The organism is Granulicella mallensis MP5ACTX8, assembly GCF_000178955.2.
In the GTDB taxonomy this organism is placed as follows: domain Bacteria; phylum Acidobacteriota; class Terriglobia; order Terriglobales; family Acidobacteriaceae; genus Granulicella; species Granulicella mallensis.
The window spans coordinates 3147478-3171373 of record NC_016631.1; the positions used below are offsets into that span (position 1 = coordinate 3147478).

The following is a 23896-nucleotide window of genomic DNA, read 5'->3' on the forward strand; positions in this document are numbered from 1 at the left end:
CAGACGGATGGCAGGTAGTAGGCTGTGGGGTTTGGCAAAGCATCTTCACACTCTGATGCCCAAATATCGTACTTCGTTGGCTTAAACCATGACCCTCAATTCTGACCTGCGCAGTCCGGATCAGTGCAGGTCGGAATCGCGTGACTTAAACTCACCGATTACGGTCGAGATGCCTTGAAACAAGGCCTCAAGTGAGAACATCTCTGCCCTGCGGCGTCCGTCCCGAGAGAGCCGTTCTGTCGCGGCGGGATCGGACAGGAGCCTTTCGATTGCTGTACGCAGCTCCGAGATCGAACCGGGGGTGACAAGCATTCCGCTTTCTCCCTCTTGGATAATTTCGATGGCTCCGCCTGCGCGGGTTGCGATAACAGGCTTTCGGGCGAGCATTCCCTCCACAATCACCAATCCGAATGGCTCAGGAGAGGTGGAAGCGTGGACGATGATATCCATAGCCTGCATCAGCGCGGGGATGTCTCTTCGAAAACCGAGGAAGTGAACCCTGCCGGCAATATCCGGCTGATTTGCCCGAAGCTTCAGACCTTCCGCATAGACGCTTTCACCAAAGAGAGCGTCTCCGATCAGAACGGCATGTGCCCCAGGAATGGCACTGATGGCTTCCAGAAGGATGTGCTGCCCTTTCCATGGAGAGAGACGTCCAAAGATCCCGATCATGGGGCTGGACTCCGAGCCGATCTCCTTCCGAAGCACTGCGATTGCCTCAGGGGTAATGCTATCGAACGGCCGAGGATCGATTCCGTCATGTACGACTCGTACTTTGTGCCGAAGGCCTCCAGCTGCCACGAAGGATTCTGCCGTCGCATGGGAGTTGGCGATGATAACCGAGGCATACCGATTGCCGGCAAAGACCGCGAGCTTTCGGAGGATCGGGCTGAAATGTTCGGCGGTAAGGATGTCGCGCAGATGCCAGATAAGCGGTTGTCCGCGACGTTTGGAGAGCGCTGCGAGCAGAAAAGCCTTCTGCGAATTGGCGTAGAGAAGATCGAAACCCGCAGCTAACCTCGCAAGCCGTCCGCGGAGAGAAGCAAATGCCGGCAAAGCAGAAAGAATGGATCTCACCCCCGACTCTCGCCGCACCCCTTTGAGCGTATCTAAAGTAAACACGTCTACAGGAATGCCGCACTCCTCTATCAGAGGGCGAAAAGGGCCATCCTCAAAGAGAACAACATGTGCACCTTCGGGGTGGGCTCGAAGCCAGGGAAGGATTGCCAGCTCTCCGCCTCCGAGCTGACCAGTCTGATCGACATAAAGAATCTTCATCCCATGGCCTCGTCATACACATGGCGGACCTGCTCTGCGATGTATGGCCAGGAATAGCCATTGACAGCGTAGGCACGGCAAGCATCCTCCGTCGGGACCGGCCGGGCCCCTCGAAGCACCTCACCGAGGACGCTTGCGATCTCCACTGAAGAGGTTCCACCGAAGACACACTCAGGAGCGAAGGGCTGCACGATTTCGGGTAACCCACCGACAGGAGTGACATAGACGGGTGTGCCCGCAGCAAGTGATTCGAGAGTGATCAGACCGAAACCTTCGAGCGACTGTGATGGAACGATGGTCATATCTGCGGCACGGTAGGCTGTTGGAAGATCGGCATCGTCAATCCGGCCCAGCAGACGAACGCTATTTTCCAGGCCAAGTTCGACGATTAGGCTTTTCAATTCCCCGGAGATAGGGCCAGAGCCACCTAGCAGCAGGAGGAGATCGGGTTGCTGCTGAACGAGCAGTTTCGCCGCATGAATGAGGTCTTCAAGCCCCATACGACGAACTTGTCGGCGGATAGTGAGAAGGATGGGGCGGTCGTTCGGCCATCCCAGGCGCTGTCTTGCCTCAGCACGGCTGAGCGTCATATTGAAGCGTTCGATATCGATTCCACCAGGGACGATTCGAATGAGTTCCTCGGCAACCCCGTATCGGCGAACCAGTTCCTGCTGAAAGGAATGCGAAAGAACGATGAAACGTTTTGTCCGGGAGTAGACCACATTCTCTACCGCTTGCTTGAAACGAGCATTCAGTTTTGCCGCGCCTTCAACGCCACTCTCCCCTGCCCAGGGACCATGAAAATGCACTACGGTCGGGACCTTCCGCAACCGGTCAGCGATAGGAAGGGCGTAAAGCGCGAAGTGTGCGGCGATGAGATCAATTTGACCTCTGTCAATCTGAGCCAATGCCGCCTTTCGAGCAAACCGTAATCGCTCCAGTATTGGAGCCTCTGGACGGGCGAACGCAACGACAGTACCGCCGGTCGATTCAGCTATCCGAGGGGAGCCGACGACAAGCCCATGGGCCGTCGTACCGGTAGCCGGAAGATGCCGAAGCAGTTCGAAATAGTAGCGAGCCAGGCCACCTTCCTTCTCCTCGATCCAATCGTCGCCTGTCTGCAGCGTTCTCATCGTGGCTAGGGTCATTTCTTCTCCTGAGAATTGGCCACATCGTCCATCGATAGATGCCCGGCAGAAGCCGATTGTCTCCGCTTTTCGAGGAGTTCCTCGTAGACATCGAGATAACCTGCAGCGGTCTGTGACCATTGCATATTCAACGCCTGCTCACGCGCTGCCACGCCCATGCTCTTGCGCTTCTCTGGGAAACGGACCAGCTCTTCCATGATCGTCGCAAGCGCCGAGGCATCATTGGGATCGTCGAATACTCTGCCTCCCGCGTGAATGTAATCAGCCGCGCCGAAATTGCCAGAGACAACCACCGGAAGTCCGGAAGCCATGGCCTCAAGCAATACCAGAGGATGTGCTTCGTAGCGCGATGGAAAGACAAAGAAATCGACGGAACGCATCAGAGAGGCAATCTTCGACGTTTTGCCGATAAAGTGAACACGATCGCTCACCTTCAACTCCTCCGCAATAGCCGGATAGGGACTTCCTTCCACCTTGCCTGCAACCACCAGATGAAGCTCGGGCACAGACTGCATGGCTTTCAGAACAGTCTCAAGATTCTTGCGTGTCGTCTTGATATCTCCAACGAAAAGCGCAAGGGGAATCTCCTCCGACAGACCAAACTCCGACCTGACGGCAGGGCCTGGGTGAAACTCCTCTATATCCACGCCGTTGTGGACGACAACAAGCTTCTCTTGCGAGATTCCATACTCGGCGACTTCTCCAGCCGTAAACCGGGAGACAGCGATCAGCTTATCTGCGCTCCTGAACGCCTTTTTCTCATAGTGTCCGTTGATGATCGTGATCAAGCGCTGATAGTAGGCATAGGGGGAAAAGGAAGACCAGTGAAACGGAAAGAACGGATTCCTGAGCCACGCGCTGTGCACGAAATGCACGGCTACGATATCGGCAGGTTCCCAGGTGACGAAACCGTTCGCCTGGATAATATCGAATTCGTCGCGATGCTGCCGGAGCCAACGTGCGCTCTTCTCGGCGAAGTAGATATTGCGTAAAAGTTGAGTAGGAATCGGGATCTCGCGGGCGCAGATAAAACGTCCGCGAGGATGATTCGCGATCTCTGAGGAGCAATACTCCGCGATCACCGTTACGCTATGTCCACGGTCAAGTGCCGCCTTAGCGATCTCATAGTTAACGCGTCCCTGGCCGTCCTGAAAATCCACCTTGTGGGTTACGAGAGCGATGCGCATTACGGCTTTGAACCTTCCTGCTTAGAAGCATTCCGAACGATCGTTACAAATCGTGAAGCGAGATATCCCTGATCGTACTTTTCGCGCACGGCAGCGGCCCCCTGCAAGGCAAGTTTTCGGGTCAGATTGGGGTCTTCTGCTAATTCCTGCATAGCCTTGCCCAGCTCCGCGATGTTGGCTTCAGGCACAATAAGGCCTCCCCCGGTATCGCGGAGGACGTTCCCAATCTCTCCCGACTCGGTGCCAATCACTGCGGTCTCGCAGGCATTGGCCTCGAGAATGACCCTGCCAAATTGTTCTTTCCAGTTCGAGCGGGTCTCCGATGCAAGGACGAGCACGTCGAAGAGCGAAAGCCATCCAGGCGCCTCCTCGTGGGGAACAAAACCGGCAAAAAAAACATGATCCGTCATCCCAAGTTTTTCAACAGTGGCACGAAGCTCTGGCTCATATGGTCCGCTCCCGACCAGAACGCAGCGCCAGCGCCTGCCCTGCAGCACCTGCGCCGCGTGCAGCATCGCCTGAAGGCCCTTCTCTTCTACCAATCGACCGAGATAGCCGATGACAAACTCATCTTCAGCGATACCCAACTCAGCACGCTTGGCCTGGGCCCAAACCGGTTCCGGGTGATAGATGCCCTCATCCAGGGCGAGGGGCAAAACCTCGGCGATTCCCTTGTAGCCCTTCTGCTTGACGACTTCGAGCGCACCCTCGGTCACAGGAAAACAGAAAGCAGAGTTTTGTAGCACCCAATGTTCAAGCCAGCGGAAAGGAATGGGATAGTGCTTGAGAATGTTCTGGGCACCATAGAAACCAATAGGACGATTGTCCACCAACCTGTTAGCCAGGTAGATCTGGGCAGTCGCAAGTCCGTAGGGTTCGTGATGGACGTAAATCACATCCGGGCGCACCTTGCGTAGCAAACCAATCATCGTCTGCTTGTAGACATGCAGAGGAATGTTGCCAGCTTTCCAGACAGGAATGGTGTGAATCTGCCCTTGAAAATCCTTCCATCGCGAGGCCTGCAGGTTCGACTTGTATTCACTATTCCACGAGGACGGAATGACCAGTTCGACATCCCATCCGGTTTGCTGGACTACATCGACAAAAAAGCTTTGATTGACTGGTGTCACACAAGCGTGACTGATGACGAGGAGTTTCAACGGTTACATCCTTTGGTAAAACACAGCCCAGCCTCTGATCTCAACCATGTGATTCGAAAGCTCCGAACAGACACAGACCAAAGGGGGCGGATAGTAATGATTGATGCAATGCGCATCCCAAATGTCTCCTTTCGAAAGAGCTGAGGATAGAAAAAATCAGGAAGCCATTAAGCCACGAAACAGATCGAGATAGCGCGCAGCGATAAAAGCAGGTTGGAACTTCTCCAAGTGCTCAGAACCGGCGGAAATCAGATTTGCACGAAGTACAGGATCCGTAAGCACCTGTTCAAGCGCCGAGGCCAGGGCCTTTACGTCTCCGTTAGGAAAATAGAGGCCGCAGGGGCCAACCGCGTCCGGGAGACCTCCCTGCGACGAGGAGACGAGGGCGCATCCTGAGGCCACGCCTTCAAGGGCAACGACTCCAAAGGGTTCAGCCCACACTGAAGGTACAGCCATGATCCGATGCCGCGCGACGATCTCTCCCCTGCCCTCCTGCACGGCCCCCAGAAACTCGACCTGTGCCGTAAGACCAAGCTGCACGGTAAGTGCCTTCAGAGTGGACATCTCAGGACCATCCCCAATGACCGTCAAGGATGGAGTGAGCCCCTTCGGCTTTAATTCCGCAAGCGCATGAAGGAGAAGATCACACCCTTTATCGGAGACGAGTCGGCCAAGGAACACGATATCTCTGTCGCGCGGGGTATCTCGCCTTCCCTCAAAAGCCTTGGCCTCGAAGGGATTTCCGATGACTACTGAATCGACTGGCAAAGACTTTGCAATAGCCTTGCTGATGGATACGTTGTGGCAAGCACGCAGAGCGAGAAGCTTGGCATAGTTCTCGAGGCCTCGCGTTCCATCCGTTCTCCTGAGCCAACTTTGATGCGTCACCACGATCGGCTTCCTGCTTGGGATGAGCGAGATGAGGGTGCGAAGGGAGATGAGATTCTGCAAGATGACATCGGAATCTCGCGCAAGGCCGCGAAGCGTCTTGTGGGAAGGTTGCCGCACAACGGTATATACAAGATCTTCTTCAGGGCCAGGCGTGTTCGTTACGACGGTCACCGTCGCCCCAGCCCGGGTAAACTCTTCTGCCAGAATCTTGGAAATGGTTTCAACGCCACCAAAGCTGGGAGAGAACCAATGAGAGCAAAGAAGAATTCGCATCACAGTTACCTTTTTCTATATCAAGCAACGGGTACCCTCATGAGCGAACTTCGATGGGGCAAGTTGATGCAGCAAACGGGGATCACCACCCACGGCATGAACATGCCTTATTACAATGATTTCGCTTCCTTGCCACGATCTTATTCAAAAATTATAGCGTACCGGCGAAACCCACAGCACAAGGCGTGCGAACGTGAGGCTCCACTAATTATCCGAAGATATGCTTTGCAACGCTCTCTGCTGCGGACCATGAATTGCGCGCTTGATAATTGTTGTAGACCATAGCTGATAGCCGATCCAGAGGCGGCAGATTAGGTTTGACCACTCCACGGCTCAGGGCGATGTAATCTTCGCCGGAAACCAGGCCGGGACATGAAAGCTCCTTCTTCTGGTTGTCGAAGACAAATGGAATCGTTCCATGAGCACAGCTAACGGCGTGCACAGAAGACTTAGGGAGAAGCGGCACAGGGTAGGTGATGAAGCTGGCCACAGATTTCGCCATCCACTGGTTGACGGCCTCCGCTTCGAGGCGGCCACAGCGAACGATGGGAAATCCCTCGATATCAGGCGTGGTATCGCCGGGAATGGGCTCTCCAATATCGATGATCCTTTCAGCGCCAATCAAACGGCAGAGCGATGCAAGCACATCGCTGCCACGCTTATAGTTCGCTTTGCGTTGGGCGCCTCGTCCAAAGACGATGACGTCGTTGCGCCTTTCTGCAAAGGCAGGATTCGAACTGGGCTCCCCTATGGTCGAGAAATTGGGAATCAAGGATACCCTTCCCGAGCCCCAATTTTCCAGATCATGTCGATAGAATTCAGCGTTAGTGTACTGAAAACGACCGAGCTTGGAGATATGGCTGATCAGGTTGCGCTGCAGCGGAGACACCCAGAAAGCGCTGCTCCAGGGGCGCAAACTGTGCACCTCCAGTTCGTGGAAGACGATGTTCAGCGTCCCTGGCCGGTGTTCCTGCCAGCCTTCCAGTGTTTTCTGCAGCCAGAGGGGATAGCCGCGTTTTTGATATCCATACGGCGAGAAATGCAGAAGCAATGGAACGGATTTGGACTGGATACGTTGCTCGCATCGGACCACTGCATCCAGAAAGCCCTGAGAGGATCGAGCATCTACCTTCGTGGCATAAAAGCCTTCTACTTCCCCGCCTTGCCAGTCCGGGTCTGCAACAACAAAGCTGCTGGTGATCTGATGTCTTTCTCGGAGACGTCTTGCGAGTTGCATGGCGTAATCGCCAATCCCATCAACTCTCGGAAGAAGTCCGGGAACAATCTGAATGAGATTCATTGAGGTGATTGTATATGAATCGTGTTCTATCGAATCGATGGAACACGACTCTCGGACGCAGACATCGCACGTCTCGATTTACTCAAAAGGAGCATTTACTTTTAATCCTGATTTCTATTCAATGCTTTGCGAAGAAAGATTTCGCAATCAGCAAAAGATGATAGATCCCTCGTGCGCTAAACCGTTTGCGCAGCGGATAATCAGAGGATTGAAAGACCTGCCAGGCTCGCTTGGGCTGGCCAAGCTGGGTAAAACCCGAGACTGCGCTGGGTGCAATCTCACGTCTAGCCTCTCCAAGCATCGACTCAGCGGCAGAAGGCACGCGCAATGCGGCCAGCATGTCATAGGTATAAGGCGCAACGATGGCGTATTTACTGATGGATTCGCCGGTGAGCCGATACTGCATGGTGAACTCGTCCAGAAACCAAATATCTCGGGCCGCCGCACACAGACGCAAACCAAAGTCGGTATCACAGGCGTGGCCAATCTCTTCCATTGAACGATAACCGATCGTGCGGGCGAGCTCTGTAGTAACGAGGAAACCGTCGTTGGGAAACATACGCTGCAGGCCCGCGACAACCGGAATCGACTGTCTGCCGGCGTTTGCAGCAACACGATGGTAACCATCATTCAGAGCTTTCGTTCGCTCCTCCACTGTGGGACGCCCATCATGTTCGATTAGAATTTGCTTGCCAAAGGCGGCATCCAATGTGGGCAGGGCTTCCCAAAGCTTCGCCAAATCCGCAAGAGCATTCGGCAGCAGCCGATCATCGTCATGCAGGAGGAGTAGTCGACCTCCCTGCGCCCGAGCAAAAAGGTCGTTGACGTTACGGTTCTGTCCTAGCGACGGAACATGACGCTCATAGCGGATACGGCCGGGATGTGCGCTCTCATAACGAGCTATCAATTGCTCGGTGTCTACATCTTGAGAATCGTCACCGATAACAATTTCGAACTGAGCATAGGTTTGAGCAAAACAGGATTCTAACGCCTCAGCCAGTAAATCGGGACGCTGGTAAGTCGGAATACAAATAGATATCAGTGGGAGTAGGAGGTTATCCGCCAAGTTTAACCGATTGTCCGCCATCAAGAACATCCCATCTCTGAAGCTTATGAGCAATACAGCGGTCCACCATAAAGACCAAGGTATAAGCTCTCCGGAAACAGCCCGAGTATACCGTACGGATCGAATAAGCCCGATAGCAATCGAGACCATATGGTGGAATATAGAGCTACTTTGGCCTACGTAAAAGCAAGCGATTCAGGGTGCTAAAGGTAAGCAAATCAGTGAAGGGGCGCTCATCCTTCATCCTCGTCTCTGATAGAAGCGACTCAGGAAAGCCGCTAAGGGAACCAGCCAGCGGTGTCGGCGAATCCTTGCAGCCGATTCCACTTGAATCGGTGCACCCGCAAGTTCCCAATATAACCGCGCACCTCGATCCGGCTTTTCACCCGAAACGAGGAGATCCAACAGCACCTTGCGTCTCCATGGCTTTCTGAGATACGCATGGACGGTGAGCCATTCTCCACGCTCAAAGGCCATGCCATCGGGTCCTACCCAGGAGACCGGATGCGTTGTCAGATAAGTGGCCAGCGTAAACCCATCTTGACCGGGACGATGAAACAGGTCCGTACGTGCAGGGGTTCTCATCCCTTCAATCGCACCAAAATCCCGGCGGATGGCATTCATGACCTCATCCCAAAGCCGAAGAAAAGACCGCATCTCGCGTGATACGCCAACCAATCCGCTGTTGAAATAAGCGTTGATCTCATTCCAGTGCGTGTAGCCAAGCTGTGACGCGTAGGCCCTCCAGCCAAGAGCAAGCGGATGATTTGGATTGAAAGGGTATCCGACATCCTCACAGGCGGCAATTCCAAAGGTCAACCATCGTTCAAAGAACGTCCATGCTCCCACCACAAACATGTCCGGATCGAAATAGTACACACCCTGCGCATCCGGCTCGAACTCCTCAAGCACACGGAGCATCCATGTTGGCTTGTATTGAGCAAAGTGAAGATCGGTCGGCACTTTAACAAAAACAACCTCCACCCCCGATCCTGTGGAAAATATATAAGTATCTGCCTGAGTAACGCCGCCAGCGGCCCACGCGGGCAGATCTCCCTTATACCCAGTCCATACACGTCCACGATAACCGAAGCGGACCAATGAATTGACCAGCGTAGCAACCCCTTTATGGTGGTCCTTCTCCCATAGCGTACAAACAGTGATCGGTGATACAGATGCGGCTGACATTCGATGGCTCCCAAATCGAAATAAACGGTCGACAAGACGGCTCAGAATACCGAGCCAGCTTAGCCCAGATTCCGTCGTCTAGAACAAGGATCAAAAATGATCACAAGGTGGCACACACCCCGCAAACGAATCTCGTGCCACGGGAACGGTCATAAAAGGATGCGCTCAGAGGGGTCCTCTTTGGCCGCCCAGACTGAGCACAGCATTGCTCCTCAACTCTTGTCCCATAGTAGCGAGATTGGATTCAGCAGTAAAAGCAACTCTAGAACGGCTGCACATATCATAAATGTAGGGCCCAATTTGAGTGTTCGCCAAGAGACCTGACGACAACAAAACTTTTCACTGTCGCACGGCAGGCTACTGCATTATCGCGGCGGTGATGACATCTTCGTGTTTATCCATCATCCATCAGATTGGCTCATTATTGTAAGCCAGCGTTGTGATATCACGACCAAGTCCCACATTAGTTTGAACAAGGGATGTATTGTATGCTCGTAAGATGAAATCATGCCTTTAGAGGCAGACACTTAGGGCTGTCGCCCCGTAGGGAATCTTGCATGCCAAAGGCACTCTCGCCTCAACTGAATCGTCCCGATCAGATTCATGCGCTTACTTCCCTGAGATTTTTTGCGGCACTATATGTCGTTTTCTTTCATGAGTTTCCAGGGTCACAAAAGATTCCATCGCTCATCCTGCATTTGATCAGCCTGGGGTTTATCTCGGTAAGTTTCTTTTTTCTGCTGTCCGGCTACATCCTGGCAATCGTTTACCTCCCAAGAACCAAGCTGGAGACGCGCAGCTTCGGCGTAGCTAGATTCGCCCGTATATATCCGTTGCTTTTTATAACACTTTTAGCTGATACACCATTTCTACTGAATCAGAGAACCGCTATTTATGGTATAAAGCCTGCCATTGTCAAAACGATTGGCACGCTTATTGGCAACATGCTGTTACTCCAAGCCTGGACGGCGAAACTGCAGTATGCCCTTAACGAACCGGCATGGTCACTTTCTGTAGAAGCCTTCTTTTATGCAAGCTTTCCTATCATAGGAAAAGCGTTATGGCGGTTGCACGGAAGATCGCTTTGGTACACCGCAACTGCGGTGTACGTGGGTGGTCAGTTGGCAGTTTGGCTTCTTACCGTTCCCTTGCATATGGGAGAACTAAAATTTCATCCATTGCTTCATCTGTCTACATTTGCGCTGGGCATTTTATTGGCTCGCTGGCAGCGAGACAATAATGCACAAATGGCACCCGCAGGGCCACCCGCGATGCTTCTTTATGCGACTCTTGTTTTGTCTACTGCAGCTTTCTTTGCGATTGTGCAACTCGGACATCGAGTTCCTTACACAAATCTTCAGCATGGTCTCCTGGCCCCATTGTTTGCCGCTGTGATCTGGGCTCTATCTTACCCACAGTTTCGTGTCTCACAATGGCTTAGCCAGCGATGGCTCGTAGTGCTCGGAGAGTCCAGCTTTGGGCTGTACCTGTTGCATGCTGTTGTCCTGCATTGGTACGTAGGGACTAGCAAAAAAATGACAGGCGAACAGTTCGCGGTGTATCTCTTCTTGTGCGTTGGATTAAGCGTGCTCAGCTTCTATTACTTTGAGACGCCGGTCAGGAGATGGTTAATTAGCGCGTTTAAATCCCGTAGCCGAGAAACGCTCGAAGCTGCCTCTGATGCTTAGTATTGTGGCTTGCTCGATGTTGGATTGTTAATGTAGCGCGGCTTTGAAGGCCTACTTTTCCTATACCAAGGTCAGAGTTAGTCTCCAGCCGAGCATCGAGAGATGAGTGGGTTCCTGGCTCTATGCTGCGATCAGTTGCTTGACCTCCTTGAGGTCCATTACCATGAACGAGTGATGTTTAGATATTCGCTTCGGAATGTCCCATTGAAGCTCTCCACGAAAACGGTGTCGGTCGACTTACCAGTTCTAGAGGAGCCGATCTTCACTCCATTCCAATAGGCCCACAGATCTATCGCCTGACTAATGAACTCGCTGCCGTTGTCAGAGGACAGCACCATCGAAGCTCCACGGTTAGACCTGAGCCAGTTCAGGGTTCAAACAGCATCGTACGCCATCAAAGCTCTGTCCAGCTTCGATGGTCACAGCATCGCGGGCATACAAATCTACGATTATCAAAGAACAGAACCGCGTGCCATCCTGTAACTGGTCCTCAACGAAGTCCATACTTCACGCCTAATCCGGTGCTGTGTTTTTGAACTTTTCTACGCATTGCCGTGAAGCCTTAAAGTGGCGCTAAAGGCGCGATCAACACCACTTGGCCTTTTCGACGCAAGCTCTACCCCGACGGGTACGTTGTATAAAGGATATAAGAGAACCGTCGGCATTTATCATGAATGTCGACTCGGTTTGCACTATCCAGAGGTATCGACCCAATGGGCTGATACCTCTGGATAACGGAGCATGGAGGAAACAGTGGTGGCGAAATTCCGTACTTGGGTCATGACACAGTACTGGCTCGGTCTTATACCTGGACTGCTGATTCTGATCTACCGGGACTTCATACCCAAGTACCTCGCGAACGACGCGACTAGGCTCGTGAGTCTAAGGCTCTTTTACGATCCATCATTCATCTCACATGACTGGCTCCTATTAGCGCATTACGACGAGGACCGCCTCACAATCCTATTCAGAGCGATCTTTGCTCCGCTTTGGTTTTTGACAAAGGACGGCATTATCATTGCGCTCATTGCTCGCGCATGCGTTTGGATTTTTCTACTTTACGTCATTGTCCGCCTTGCTAAGGCTCTGCAACTACCACTCTTCGCCTTGGCCGTCGGCTTCTTCTACTGGGTGGATCAAGGACAATCGCTCGGCGCAGGTGAGTGGATCTTTGGCGATGCAGAAGGTAAATGCCTGGCCTACGGATGTCTTTTTCTTGCGATCGAAATGCTGCTGCGTAATCGCCCACGATGGGCGGCAGTTCTCTGCGGCGTTGCGTTTTGGTTTCACGTCCCCGTTGCACTTTGGACGGTGTTGGCGTTTTATGTCGCACTCTTGATTTCTGAACGGAAAAACTTCTTAAAGGGCTTCGTCATTCCCGCTCTGATCACGGTTGCAGTGTGCCTTCCGATGGCCCTCATTGCACTGAGATACATGGGGGTCTCCGCTCCAACTCCCGCCGGTATCTCTATCGACTGGCTGATTGTGATGTTCCGCAATCCACACCACATGGATCCACACCACTTTCATGGCTGGCGCGAACTGGTTGAACTTGTCATTTGCGCCACGTTGGCAACGCTCAGCTTCCGTCTCTCTCTTGGAGACAAGAAAAGGACGTTCCTTTCGTTATTGTTATTCGCGCTGCTCGGCGAATTTGCCTGTGGAGTACTTGCCCGCGAGGCAAACCTTCTGGGTCTGCTTAAAACATACCCATTCCGGGCCGCGGATGTGCTTGTTTTCTTTTTTGCATGCCTCACATTGCCATCGTTGATCGCGGATTTACTTTCTCGTGCATCTAAACCTCGCTTCGCCCAGTTGCAACCCCATGGCGCCAGAGTGACAGCCGGCGCCGTAGCGTGTGCACTCTTGATCTTGCCTACCATCTCTATAGGTTTAATGAAGAGCGATAAGTTCTTCGTACATCAGTTTGTTACCTCATGGGTGGCCTTCGCAAATCACCAGCAAACTTCCTACTCCGAAATGACGGAGTGGATAAGACTCAATACCCCCAAGGACACCGTCATTATCGCGCCTCCATGGCTCAACGACTTCACTTTGGAATCGGAGCGAGCAACGGTTGTCAACTTTGGTCGTGACCCTCACAATGGCTTAATCGTTGAGTGGTACCAACGGTACTGCGCCATGAACGGAGGTCCCTATCAAACGTTTGGGACCGATACAGAAACTGAAGTTCAGCGTCACTACGACTTTCTTGATGCCGCGCAGGTGCAAGATATCCACAAGAGATACGGTGGGCAGTTCTATTTCACAAAGATCCCTCGATCCGAGCCAAATCTTCAGCTCGTTCATGCAAACGCTAACTACTATCTTTATGCAATCAAGGACTGATTCACAACGATCCGTGAAGGTCCTTGAATCAAGCTCCACATTGGTAGAAACGGTAGGCGAAGTTCAGCGTCACTACAATTTTCTGGATGCCGCACAGGTGCAAGATACCCAGAAAATGCACGGTGGATAGTTCTATCTCACAAAGATCCCTCGGTCCGAGCCAAATCTTCAGTTCGTGTATGTCACGTCATCGACATGCAGATTCGTTCGGCAGGGATTGATCTCGGCAAGCAGGGATCTGGCCCCAAGAAAGCGGGAGACAGCGTCCTGCTGTGCATGAACCCCAAGACCGCTCTCACCCTGATGCTCAGTCGAAACCCGGTAGAAGGCCACAAACGTGCTCCTTCAGGTCGATTATCTTGGCTGAAATAATCGTTTTAGGGATACAAGCAGCTACTTAGTTGATGGGCCCCATCAAGAACGCACTATGGCGACAGTGGAGCGTTGCTTGTAAAGACGGGTCAGGGTTTTGCGAACGGGGATATCGTAAAAATGCGCGGCTAACCAGGAGAGCAGGACGAGCCCAGCGGTATAGGCGAGCATGAAAGGCGCGGAGAGCGGTTGATGGGTGTGGGCGAAGCGGATAGCAGGGGACAATGTCAGCGGCCAGAGCATAGGCGGGTGCAGGACGTAAAGCGGGTAAGAGATGGTGCCGAGAAAGGCGCAAAGGGGAGTCCAGCGTGAGGAGACTGAGACGTGGGCACCAGAATAGACAATCAGTGGAAAAAGTAGGATGAGCAAGGCTAATTCTGGTGCGGCATTATGGGTAAGACTGGGGGGACCGCAGAGAGCCAACACGAAGACGAAAGTGATGGCGGTGGCAGCGAGAATCGACGGACCGACGAGCAGTCGGGCGCGTGCCTGGTGGCGATAGAGGCGGAAGGTGAGTACACCCAACAGGAAGGACAAGGAGACGCGGCTGAAGCCGACGTAGGCGCTGTCGAAGGTGTAGCCGCGATCGAGTGTGCCGAGATGGAGGCGCTCGCCGGTAAGGGCAATTGCAGCGAGGGTCGCCAAAATAACGAGGAAACCGGTAGTGGCAAGTCGCCTGCGCACAAGGACAGCGTACAAAAGATTTGCGATAAGTTCGAAGAAAAGAGTCCACATTACTCTGTCGAGAGGAAAGAGGACGTATCGCGCGGAGGGAAGGACAAGGAGTCCGAGGGCGGTTTCCAAGACGATTCGGGAAATAAAGGTGCCTACAGGGGCGTGCAGGTGCAACTGGAGTGCTAGTTCAACCGCACCGACGACCGTGCCGATAGCGGCGATCGGATACAGGCGGATAAGGCGGGCGACGAAGAAATTCTTGAAGGTGAGATAGGTGCTGAGTCGCTGCTCGTAGGAGAAGGCGATGACAAAGCCGCTGAGACAGAAAAAAAAATCAACAGCAAGAAAGCTGTTTTCAGTAACAAAGGACTGCGCATAGACCGGTGGAGAATGCCTCATGATGACGAGTATGGCCGCCAAGCCTCGGAGGGCATCAAGGAAATGAAAACGATGATGCTCGGGCGGCGTGGCTGAATTAACTACGACGTTCGTCATTTATTTCCATTCGTCATAAAGGATGGAGGAGCAGCGCCAATTTTACAAGATATCCCTAGTCGAGGCTGTGGGTTTGTGGAATGCGGCCTCATGCGCGTTCCAAGTTCGAAGGGCATCAAATCCATAGGCTGCCTTGAGGATCGCCCATGCTCTCCGGAATGGCTATTTTTCTCTTGCTTTTGAGCCAGGGCATGCGAATCGGGCGCTGCGAGAGTTGGCGGAACAGGCGCGAATAAAAACTGCTCAATCCAGTAAAGCCGGTCATCCCAACCGCCCTCTAATCAACATCATCGCTGGGCAACTAGGAGTTCCTGTCGATGTGTGGATAGTTCGAGATTGGGCATGATCGAGGAGTGTAGCGGATACGGAGGTTTTGGGACAAATCGAATAGCCCTCGCGTGGGCTCTATTCGCAGCCTAGGAAAGTCTCATGAAGGCTACGTCTCAAATATCGCCACATTGGTAGGATTCGAGAGCGCACTGTTGCGAGTCAGAAAGCCGCCCGCGCTCGCGGGCCGCAAAGGAAAGAGCCCGGCGAGGCTCTCCCTAAAGAAATTACAACAATTCGCTTCTTGCTCAAAACCGCCGATATGCCTGCCGCTGAGATTGCCTCCCACTCTGGCATTGCTCGCTCCACCCTTTTCCGCACGATCTACAAACCTGCCGCTTGAGTGTACACGGCTAATCCGTCTAGGTCAGTGGATGTACTCAATCTCCGGGAAATTGCTCTTCGTTCTTCAGGAAGATGTTTTCCAGTCCCTACGATCTGCTTTCAAGTTAAAAGCACAATCCACGATGCCCGTTCGTGAAAATGAATTTCAAATTGCCCCACTACCATGGCCCTCTTGTCTTATCAGGAGAGCCACGGACCTTCCCTCGCGTATACTGAACAGATCGAGATCTCAAATCTACAATGCTGAGTGCACGCTGACATGATCGAGTCTCAACCCCTGATTAGTGTGATTGTGCCGTGCTTCAACGAAGAAGATGGCATTGCCATGTGTCACGAACGGCTCTCCGCCGTTTTGAGCGGTATTACCGAAGCCTACGAAATCATCTACGTAGATGACGGCTCCCGAGATCGCACCGCAGAGCTGCTGCGCAGCTTTCACCAAGCTGATCCGCGCGTCGTCGTACTTCGATTCAGCCGCAACTTCGGCCATCAACCGGCGGTTTCGGCCGGGCTGGATGCCGTACGCGGCCAGGCCGTGGTGATCATAGACGCCGATCTCCAGGATCCTCCGGAGCTAATCCCCTCCATGCTCGAGCTCTGGCGCAAGGACTATCAGGTGGTTTACGGCGTGCGCGTAAACCGCGAGGGCGAAACCGGCTTCAAGTTGTGGTCCGCCAAGATGTTTTACCGCATCATTAACTCGCTCTCCGATGTCGAAATTCCGCTCGATACCGGAGACTTTCGCCTTATGGACCAAGCCATTGTAAGCGCGTTCCGGCAGATGCCAGAGCGGCACCGTCTGTTGAGAGGCATGTCCAGTTGGATCGGCTTCAACCAGATTGGGCTGCACTACGAGCGCTCAGCGCGCTTTGCCGGCACGACCAAATATCCGCTGCGTAAAATGCTAGGCCTCGCGCTCGACGGCATCGTGTCGTTCTCCACCATTCCGCTTCGCTTGGTGACCATTATGGGCTTCGCAGCAGCACTGCTGGCGTTTATCGGGATTGTGTACTCGCTGGTGGTGCGACTGGTTACCCACTCGTGGGTACAGGGCTGGGCGATATCGTTCATCGGCATGCTCTTCATGTCGGGCACGCAGATGCTCTGCCTGGGTGTGCTGGGAGAGTATGTGGGGCGCATCTATACCGAGTCCAAACAGCGGCCGCTGTACCTGCTGCGCGAGGTACTGCGCTCGTCGCAGCCCCGTCCGTAAATACCCCGTTCAATCGCTCAAATCGCCGAGCATCGCTGGAGGCCTCTGGCGTCATAGGCGTTAGGGGGGTGCTCGACAGGTCTGCAATCCAGCGTTGCAATCAATGGACAGTTGACGGCGCGCTGGTTGGTGCCCTCAACTGTCTATCTCTTATGACTCGCTCTTTCTGGGCACGGGCTCAAGAGGCATGCTGCCATCTTCCAGAGGATATAAGTCCATATAAGCTTCGGATTCGACCACGCTTTCGGGAACCATCACAGGCTTTTCCTCGGTCTCCCTTGGTCCCTTGATAAATCCATAGGCGCCGGAAAGAACATTGATAAAAAGCGAGGTCACATTGGTAGCCACAGTGAGCCACAGCACACCTCGCACTGTGCTCATATCAGCTTTGAAAATAAAGAGGATCTGTACAGCAAGTGTAAGTCCGATGCTGAGACCAACATTCCACCAGTAGACGAATTTTCGCGCAGTATGGATACACCACATCACCGAACTGAAGAAGCTTATCGAGCTTGCGGCTACCGCAAGCTGAACTTCAAACCGCAGATTACTGTATTGCGGCCCCAATACCCACAGCAGAACCTGGGGAAAGAAATAGGTCATCTGCATAACGGCTAAACAAATTGCCGCAGTAAGCAGTAGAGTGATCGTATAGCTGGATCGCAAGCGCGATTTAGGCAGCTTCGCGAAATAGGGCTCTATAAACAGAGCATTTCCCTGCTTAAAGATGACAAAGATCTGTCCCAGTCTCGCCAATGCTCCCACACTCGATACGCCCTGTGTATGCCCGAAAAAGGTGATCAGGAAAAGGGATATCTGTCCCTGAAGAGCATAGAAGATGGCTTGCGGGACATTAGGTAGCGCAAGCCCAACGATGGCACGTTTCAATTGAGGCGTTGGCGTACCGACGACTCCAAGAAGCTTGCGTGCGTGCAAATAATAGTCAATGCCGACATAGACTAGTCCCAGAACGTTGAGCAAAATGGCCGTAAAGGGTCCCAGTAAGCGCAGCCACCAAAATAATCCGAGCAGTATCAGGGTCCCCACGCTCGAAATCATTTGGGCTCGATACCAAAGTGCTCGTTTACTCAGCAGAATCAGAACCGCGCCATACGCTGAACCGATGCGCACAAACCATGTGGAGATCAGCAGGATCACGATCATCGATGCGACGACCGGCCAATTCCAATTTCTGTGCTTTACCAGGATGGGATAGAAAAAGATGGTCCCTGTGCCCACTATTCCAAAGGCCCAATACGAAAGTTGCCGCAACGACGCAACGTAATCGGCGATGAGCTTGCGATTATCGATACGATCGCCGACGAGCGGAATCAGCGTCCCGGAGAAATTCACATCCATAAGGACAAGGAGAGTACCCTGGACACCGAAGAGAACAACGAACTTCGCATACTCGGACGACGGCAGTAAACGTACGCAGAGGAGGCCGTAGAGGAGGGTCGCCGCAATGGTAACGCCCTGGGCACTGAAGTACTGGAGCATCGCCCCAGCCTTAGCAGCAACCTGATCGTACAGCGCGCGAAAAATTCTTTTGTTCTTAACCATGACATCCTTAGACGCTTGCCATAACTCGCTGTTAGGAGCTATGGCAGTTGAGACAACAATCGATCAGAGTGCAGGCAGTCCACATTTCCCTAAGGAGAGTTGCCAGGAGCATGTACTGGGCTGCTTCGTTCATTATAAGAGAGCCATGGGCTGAGCTCCTACAACCTCAGAACTCATTGGTCCATCATTCAAGGACACAGTTCGAGTGCATGCATTCATCTAGTGGCTGCAATTGGTGGCTCTATTGCAAAGTCACAGTACGGCCAAGGGCTCCAGTTGCTGTAAGTTCGGTGAGGGTTTCAAGTCCAGAGATATCCCACTCGTGCAAGCCAGGAAAGTAGCTCTCATCTCCATGGATAATCTTGATGTGGGATCCAACCTTAAAAGCCTTGAAAGCGCCCACATCTCCGCAAAACCCAGGGACTTTCTTCTCCCCCGTAGCAACGTTTGGAACTCCATTGATTCCCCATGCATCCTGACCATTTGGGGTAGCGGAAAACTTAGTCATATAGCCAAACTGGCCGATGAATAAACCATTTTCGTGATAGTGAAAAAATTGACACCCCCAGGCAGAGTAGTTGCCGGCATACATCGCAAAAACCTCCTTCCCTACGGAGTGAATGTCTCCGCCCTCTGCGGCCATATAGGCAAGATCAGCCGCAGGAAAGTTGCCATCCCCATCAGCCCACGCTATATCTTTTTGAGGCATCGCGGTCCATGCAAATGATGTCCCTCCTGGTAGAACTCCACCCAAATGATAGGCTGGGGTCTTTCCTGATACATCGTGGTTCACATTCTGGTCGAAGACCACCGTGATCCCGCCACTCGTCGGATCGGATGCAAGAGCGGAGTTCCATGGCTCTCCGTGCACATGATCCACCGCGATGGTTTGCCCATTGACTAAAGGTCCGTATACAGGCATGTTCTCTGAATCGTACCCGGTAAGAGGATAGTGAGCGAAGGTATATTGTGTCTTGGGTCCACCACGCTGAACATACATCTGATCTCCGTTAGACGACATGGTTGTCCAACCATAAATATTTGTCGCCAAAGATTTTGCCGCAGTCACACTCCCATTCGAGTTGAGAATCGTCCAGACGAACTTGTTCATGATGTCCCCGACAAGAGCGTAGGTTCTCCCATTGGCCGGACTCTTCCAGACATCGCGGATATGTGGAATCAACGAAGCAGTTGGAAACCCTACCGACGATATGACACACGGCAACCAGTAATGGGATGCAGTCCACGCTCCGTTTCCTCCTAAAGCAGGATCGGGGTCTCCCGGAACAAGTTCTTTCGACCAATCACGTGTTATCTCCATCATGGCCCCCTGCCCCGCAAATAGCCTGGTTGGATCATTCATTGCCGCCGCAATCGTGCGTTGCCATGATTGGTACATAACGCGATTCGTATAGGTCCACACTCCTGAGGACAAATGGAAGAACTTGATTTGACCGGTCGAATTATCGCCTATTTCCAGGTTATTTTTATCATCCACATTGATAAACGTATCAAGTTGTCCTGCAGCTTCATCCACCTGCCGAGTCACATCCATTCCGCCATAATCGAAATAGAACTTGTCAGGAGACATGGTTGAGTCACAGGAATCTCCAATGCCGTAACCACCAGGCTTTCCAAGCTTTCTCACAAGCTCATTCGTCTTGGCGTTGTACTCGAATACCTGCTGGTTCTTTCCGCCATCTGCAATGAACAGGTCTCCAGTCAAAGGGCTAACGGCCAGGGCGACGGGATTGCTGAGTCCTCGAATAGGTGTCGTAATGATATTGGTTGATCCGACATCTGCGATCTTGGAGAGAGTGTCACCACTTCGACCATCGCCGGAGAGCACCCAGAGATTCCCTGCAAGATCAAACGCCATTCGTTGTGGGTTCGTGATTGAAATGGATCCTGCCACCCCACCGACAGGAGTTCCCGTGTCTTTATCGAACAGCTTGATGACATCGGCACTCGCTACAAGATTGCGTTTGCCATGCGCGGTGGCGAGTAGGCTTCCATGACGTTGCACTGCAACACCGGTAATAATCCCCTCGGTGTTGTTGATGGCATCGGCACCTTGTACCGTAACGTAACGTACATTTTTAGGATCAACAGCGTTCATGAAATATGCGCGTGGCAAAACCGTTCCAGCGGAAAAATTGTGAATGTTACCTTTTTTGTCCACCGCGGTGACCCAGCTTTTGACGGTAGATCCAGGCAGATAAATCATGCTGGAATAGTAGATAAGATTCCCGTCAGTGGAAGCTCTAAGAAACATTGCGCCTCCAATACTCTGCGGAATCAGTGGGATCACCCGAAGAGAAGGTGTGGCCAACGGGAAGGTAATAGAGTTATAGCCGCCTTCGTTATATCCCTCGGCAGTAAAGCCCTCACCGCCGATAGAAACAAGATCATAGGGGAATAGCCCTCCCACGCCCGACCACGAATCGGGAGCGGTAGGGTCCGGACTCGTGTCTGCTAATACCCCATCCCATCGGTATTGAACACTGTTGTATTGGAGCAAAAGAGTAAAGGGCCCGCCTACTGCGGGGACGCCATAATCGTCGAGACCATCCCAGACTTCTCCATGCTCGCCCGGGGAATAAGCACGGTTTTGCCATAGTTTTCGAATAACCACGCCGGCCGCATTTTTCACCTCTGCGCTGGTGGAGCGTACAGGCACCGGAGGAGTTCCGACTGTAGCGGGGATGGTAAAGATAAAGCCCATCTGATTCGAACGAATAGGAACGATGAACGCTCCGTTCTGGAAGGCAGAATTAGCCGTACTGAAGTAGTGAGGCTTCGCCCAATCTGCAGGAAGTTGAATAGGCGTATTTTGGGCACGCAAGGCGGAGCCCAGTATTACCGTCAAAAAAATCGTTTGGATGAGCCTCTTCATGGCTTAATCGCTTCCCGGTGCAGGAGCAAATTGGAAGATACATACGACGGTTGCGGCCACTGAAGATGTAACCATTACGTTATTCATATCGCCAGAAATTAGAGAGACCGAAGGCGAACTTGCACCGTCCGTCGAATAACAGTTGCTGATTGGATTCGGGGTTCCGAGGTTATGCCTGAACTTTAGAGAGCCAGCTTTGCCAAAGGTGTTCTGCAGGGTGATGACATGTCCGCCACTCGGCATTCCAGCCACCATATCCCAGGATGAAGAAGCTGTGCGGTCATCAGAAAAAGATGTACCAAGCAAGGTTGTGGTGAAATGGGAACGGCCCGGATCAGGGTTGGATACACCTTCAAATCGATTGGCCGGTCCAGAGGGTAAGTTTGTTGGAGTTTCGATGACAGCAACTGCCTTTGTACCAGGCGGGATGAATGGATCTTTGTATGTGTTTCCAAGGACAGGCATCCTGATCATGCTGAATCGGCTATTGGTCACACTGGCTATGATCGGAGATCTGTAGCTTTTGTCCTGCCACACATTAGAGATGCTTACGTTCTGCGAGACATAAGGCGACCTCGAAAGAATGGTAATCGCTCGGTCAGAGATGCCTCTATAACACTGAAAACGGCTCGAATTGCCTGATCCAAAAAGATAGTCGACCGAGCGGACCTGTGGCGTTAGAGTCGTTGGGCACACTCCCTGCCCATTTGCGGCTTTGGGCGTAGAGGCAGGAGTAAAATCCCCGTGCCACACAAATTTCTCAAAGAATTGATCGAGAAGAGCGTTGTAACTGTTCCCAGATTGCTGGTATTGACGAAAATTATTGATGACAAGCCCATCTGCAGACCCACCTAAGGCATAGGTATAAATACCCCCACCGCTCGAAACGTCGGTTCCGCCCATAGAACCGAGACCAAACTCGCCACGCGAGGTGTATTGGCCTCCCACGACAATCCCGCCGGAAGCATAATTTGAAATATTGTCGATGACTGTGCCGGGCCCCGTCTGGACAGCATAAAAGAAGAGGCCTCCTCCAGAACCAGGGATATAGGTCTTCGGCCCCTGAACCCTGGGCGTTGCGTACTGTTCCGTGACGTTCTCGACGGTAAAATTATTGGTTGTCCCGGCCAACCAGATGCCCGCAGGCGCAGCAAGATGAACGTTTTTGATCGCAATGTTCCGGGCTTGATTTCCGTAAGCATCGCACAGGGCAACAATCTGGTTTGGACCGTAGACGCCTGTCTGCCAGTCTGTCTGGATCGTGCCACCATCGCCTTCGATGCTTACCCCGGCACGAAGCTGTATGGCACACCCGACTGTCACAGCAGAAGAGGGAGCAATATTTTTTGCCTGTGCCGTTCCCTCGCTTGCTGATTCCCCCACCCAGATAGGAACCTTTGCCGAGGCATTCCCGTTATAAGTGCACCCCGAACCCGGGGCCGTCACACGAACCGAGGTTAGAGCACTTACGCTCAAACCCGATTTGCCAGTCGTCCCCGCAAACTGAGGTTTGATCTTGCAAACCAGCGCTGTTGGCAGTCCAAAAGTGAAGCCTTGATAACCATTTCCCTGCGGCATCCCAGTGCTATTCGAGACCGATGTCGCGGAGGTAAATGTGCCGTCCGACAGGATTGCCATCACAGCAGCCCCATCGGCTCCCTGGGCAAAAGAATAGACATCTACTCCGGTTGGAGGGTAGTTAATCCCTGCACTATCCACCACGCAAGAGCCAGGAATTGGAACCCCGTTATTGTCAGTGAGGGCATACACGGAGCCACCTGAACCACGATAGGAGGCATCCTTGATCTGCCCGATGACCCATCCCTTTGGGTTATAGCCTTTTCCGCCGGAGATGCCACAGATCTGAATAGAACCATTCACAACATCTAACGAAAATTGTGCCCCCTCTCCGGCCGAAGCCCGGGAGTAATCTCCAAAGTCACGAGGCATGAGTATCTGGTAGTTGGCCTTTGTGCAGCGATAGTTGCGTCCGTTGAGATGCACAACTTTGGGAGTGTTCAGACCAGCCCCTTGGGCAGCATATTGAATTGCCAGGTTGATCGCAGCACAATCATCACCGTTTTCTCCCGAACCTGTTCCCGCAGCACCAAACTGTTCTGGGTTGAGACTAAGCCTCAACTGATCGTCACGATCGAGGACCGTTGTCGACCCCTTTTGCATAAAACCCGGTAACGAAGGCGCAGCAAGATTTCCTTTTGCTGCTTCGACGGGAACACCTGCGGAACTCCCTTTCGTGGCATTTGCTCCGCTGACGCCCTGCCCGTATGCCGGAACAGCCAGAATAAAGAGGAGGCAAAACAGCTTCTTCATTGGGTCCTTTCGGTGGCCTTACAACTGCACACTGCCAAGGTTATAGGGTGACGGAGATTACACCGCTCTAAGATCCTGGGAGGATATAAGGATCATTCTGATTACCATAAAAGACGGCGAATTCAATGCCAGCAATACTGGCAGGATTAAC

Annotated in this window: 16 protein-coding genes; 3 read left to right on the forward strand and 13 right to left on the reverse strand. The window is 52.7% G+C overall.

Going from position 1 to position 23896, the window contains the following annotated elements; all coding sequences use genetic code 11:
* Window positions 1-120 precede the first annotated feature (120 nt).
* From ACIX8_RS12760 to ACIX8_RS12800, 8 genes are all read right to left on the reverse strand, one after another.
* The gene (locus tag ACIX8_RS12760) at window positions 121-1278 is read right to left on the reverse strand and encodes a glycosyltransferase family 4 protein (RefSeq protein ID WP_014265758.1); all 1158 of its coding nucleotides are present in this window, start codon (window positions 1276-1278) and stop codon (window positions 121-123) included.
* Window positions 1275-2426: a glycosyltransferase family 4 protein gene (locus tag ACIX8_RS12765; RefSeq protein WP_014265759.1), complete on the reverse strand. Its 1152-nt coding sequence runs from the start codon at window positions 2424-2426 to the stop codon at window positions 1275-1277. The genes ACIX8_RS12760 and ACIX8_RS12765 overlap by 4 nt, the downstream gene beginning before the upstream one ends.
* Complete coding sequence (locus tag ACIX8_RS12770; protein ID WP_014265760.1) at window positions 2423-3613, reverse strand: glycosyltransferase family 4 protein; 1191 nt, start codon at window positions 3611-3613, stop codon at window positions 2423-2425. The genes ACIX8_RS12765 and ACIX8_RS12770 overlap by 4 nt, the downstream gene beginning before the upstream one ends.
* Window positions 3613-4773, reverse strand: coding sequence for a glycosyltransferase family 4 protein (locus tag ACIX8_RS12775; RefSeq protein WP_014265761.1), 1161 nt, complete (start codon window positions 4771-4773; stop codon window positions 3613-3615). Before ACIX8_RS12775 ends, ACIX8_RS12770 begins: the two co-directional genes overlap by 1 nt.
* Window positions 4774-4929: 156 nt before the next feature.
* Window positions 4930-5937: a glycosyltransferase family 4 protein gene (locus tag ACIX8_RS12780; RefSeq protein ID WP_014265762.1), complete on the reverse strand. Its 1008-nt coding sequence runs from the start codon at window positions 5935-5937 to the stop codon at window positions 4930-4932.
* Between the two features lie 208 nt (window positions 5938-6145).
* The gene (locus tag ACIX8_RS12785) at window positions 6146-7237 is read right to left on the reverse strand and encodes a hypothetical protein (protein ID WP_014265763.1); all 1092 of its coding nucleotides are present in this window, start codon (window positions 7235-7237) and stop codon (window positions 6146-6148) included.
* Between the two features lie 118 nt (window positions 7238-7355).
* On the reverse strand, window positions 7356-8324 hold the full coding sequence (locus tag ACIX8_RS12795; protein ID WP_223295320.1) for a glycosyltransferase family 2 protein: 969 nt from the start codon (window positions 8322-8324) through the stop codon (window positions 7356-7358).
* Window positions 8325-8543: 219 nt separating this feature from the next.
* Window positions 8544-9491 carry a hypothetical protein gene (locus ACIX8_RS12800; protein ID WP_014265765.1) on the reverse strand — a complete coding sequence of 316 codons (948 nt, stop codon included), beginning with the start codon at window positions 9489-9491 and terminating at the stop codon, window positions 8544-8546.
* A gap of 557 nt (window positions 9492-10048) precedes the next feature.
* Between ACIX8_RS12800 and ACIX8_RS12805 the strand changes: the two genes are divergently transcribed.
* Window positions 10049-11179 (forward strand): acyltransferase family protein, encoded by a 1131-nt coding sequence (locus tag ACIX8_RS12805; protein WP_014265766.1) that lies wholly within the window; start codon window positions 10049-10051, stop codon window positions 11177-11179.
* 741 nt (window positions 11180-11920) lie between these two features.
* The gene (locus ACIX8_RS12815; protein ID WP_014265767.1) at window positions 11921-13528 is read left to right on the forward strand and encodes a DUF6798 domain-containing protein; all 1608 of its coding nucleotides are present in this window, start codon (window positions 11921-11923) and stop codon (window positions 13526-13528) included.
* Between the two features lie 414 nt (window positions 13529-13942).
* On the opposite strand, the gene ACIX8_RS12820 is transcribed toward ACIX8_RS12815, so the two are convergent.
* Both ACIX8_RS12820 and ACIX8_RS25965 read right to left on the reverse strand, forming a co-directional pair.
* Window positions 13943-15070 carry an acyltransferase family protein gene (locus tag ACIX8_RS12820; protein ID WP_014265768.1) on the reverse strand — a complete coding sequence of 376 codons (1128 nt, stop codon included), beginning with the start codon at window positions 15068-15070 and terminating at the stop codon, window positions 13943-13945.
* 115 nt (window positions 15071-15185) lie between these two features.
* A complete protein-coding gene (locus ACIX8_RS25965) occupies window positions 15186-15335 on the reverse strand; it encodes a hypothetical protein (RefSeq protein ID WP_014265769.1) in 150 nt (49 codons plus the stop codon).
* A gap of 666 nt (window positions 15336-16001) precedes the next feature.
* On the opposite strand from ACIX8_RS25965, the gene ACIX8_RS12825 reads away from it, so the two are divergent.
* The gene (locus ACIX8_RS12825; protein ID WP_014265770.1) at window positions 16002-16955 is read left to right on the forward strand and encodes a glycosyltransferase family 2 protein; all 954 of its coding nucleotides are present in this window, start codon (window positions 16002-16004) and stop codon (window positions 16953-16955) included.
* A 150-nt stretch (window positions 16956-17105) separates the two neighbouring features.
* Here the strand turns inward: ACIX8_RS12825 and ACIX8_RS12830 are convergent, their stop codons facing one another.
* The 3 genes from ACIX8_RS12830 to ACIX8_RS12840 form a co-directional block, all read right to left on the reverse strand.
* The gene (locus tag ACIX8_RS12830) at window positions 17106-18518 is read right to left on the reverse strand and encodes a polysaccharide biosynthesis protein (RefSeq protein ID WP_014265771.1); all 1413 of its coding nucleotides are present in this window, start codon (window positions 18516-18518) and stop codon (window positions 17106-17108) included.
* A 241-nt stretch (window positions 18519-18759) separates the two neighbouring features.
* The gene (locus tag ACIX8_RS12835; RefSeq protein ID WP_014265772.1) at window positions 18760-21414 is read right to left on the reverse strand and encodes an NHL repeat-containing protein; all 2655 of its coding nucleotides are present in this window, start codon (window positions 21412-21414) and stop codon (window positions 18760-18762) included.
* 3 nt (window positions 21415-21417) lie between these two features.
* Window positions 21418-23745: a hypothetical protein gene (locus ACIX8_RS12840; RefSeq protein ID WP_014265773.1), complete on the reverse strand. Its 2328-nt coding sequence runs from the start codon at window positions 23743-23745 to the stop codon at window positions 21418-21420.
* Window positions 23746-23896 lie beyond the last annotated feature (151 nt).

Bases quoted from the DNA above. Each gene is read 5' to 3' on its own strand.
- ACIX8_RS12795 (WP_223295320.1), bottom strand. From the start codon at position 8,324: ATGGCGGACAATCGGTTAAACTTGGCGGATAACCTCCTACTCCCACTG.
- ACIX8_RS12780 (WP_014265762.1), bottom strand. From the start codon at position 5,937: ATGCGAATTCTTCTTTGCTCTCATTGGTTCTCTCCCAGCTTTGGTGGC.
- ACIX8_RS25965 (WP_014265769.1), bottom strand. From the start codon at position 15,335: ATGACCGGCTTTACTGGATTGAGCAGTTTTTATTCGCGCCTGTTCCGC.
- ACIX8_RS12825 (WP_014265770.1), top strand. From the start codon at position 16,002: ATGATCGAGTCTCAACCCCTGATTAGTGTGATTGTGCCGTGCTTCAAC.
- ACIX8_RS12815 (WP_014265767.1), top strand. From the start codon at position 11,921: ATGGAGGAAACAGTGGTGGCGAAATTCCGTACTTGGGTCATGACACAG.
- ACIX8_RS12785 (WP_014265763.1), bottom strand. From the start codon at position 7,237: ATGAATCTCATTCAGATTGTTCCCGGACTTCTTCCGAGAGTTGATGGG.
- ACIX8_RS12800 (WP_014265765.1), bottom strand. From the start codon at position 9,491: ATGTCAGCCGCATCTGTATCACCGATCACTGTTTGTACGCTATGGGAG.
- ACIX8_RS12760 (WP_014265758.1), bottom strand. From the start codon at position 1,278: ATGAAGATTCTTTATGTCGATCAGACTGGTCAGCTCGGAGGCGGAGAG.
- ACIX8_RS12770 (WP_014265760.1), bottom strand. From the start codon at position 3,613: ATGCGCATCGCTCTCGTAACCCACAAGGTGGATTTTCAGGACGGCCAG.
- ACIX8_RS12805 (WP_014265766.1), top strand. From the start codon at position 10,049: ATGCCAAAGGCACTCTCGCCTCAACTGAATCGTCCCGATCAGATTCAT.
- ACIX8_RS12835 (WP_014265772.1), bottom strand. From the start codon at position 21,414: ATGAAGAGGCTCATCCAAACGATTTTTTTGACGGTAATACTGGGCTCC.
- ACIX8_RS12765 (WP_014265759.1), bottom strand. From the start codon at position 2,426: ATGACCCTAGCCACGATGAGAACGCTGCAGACAGGCGACGATTGGATC.
- ACIX8_RS12820 (WP_014265768.1), bottom strand. From the start codon at position 15,070: ATGACGAACGTCGTAGTTAATTCAGCCACGCCGCCCGAGCATCATCGT.
- ACIX8_RS12830 (WP_014265771.1), bottom strand. From the start codon at position 18,518: ATGGTTAAGAACAAAAGAATTTTTCGCGCGCTGTACGATCAGGTTGCT.
- ACIX8_RS12840 (WP_014265773.1), bottom strand. From the start codon at position 23,745: ATGAAGAAGCTGTTTTGCCTCCTCTTTATTCTGGCTGTTCCGGCATAC.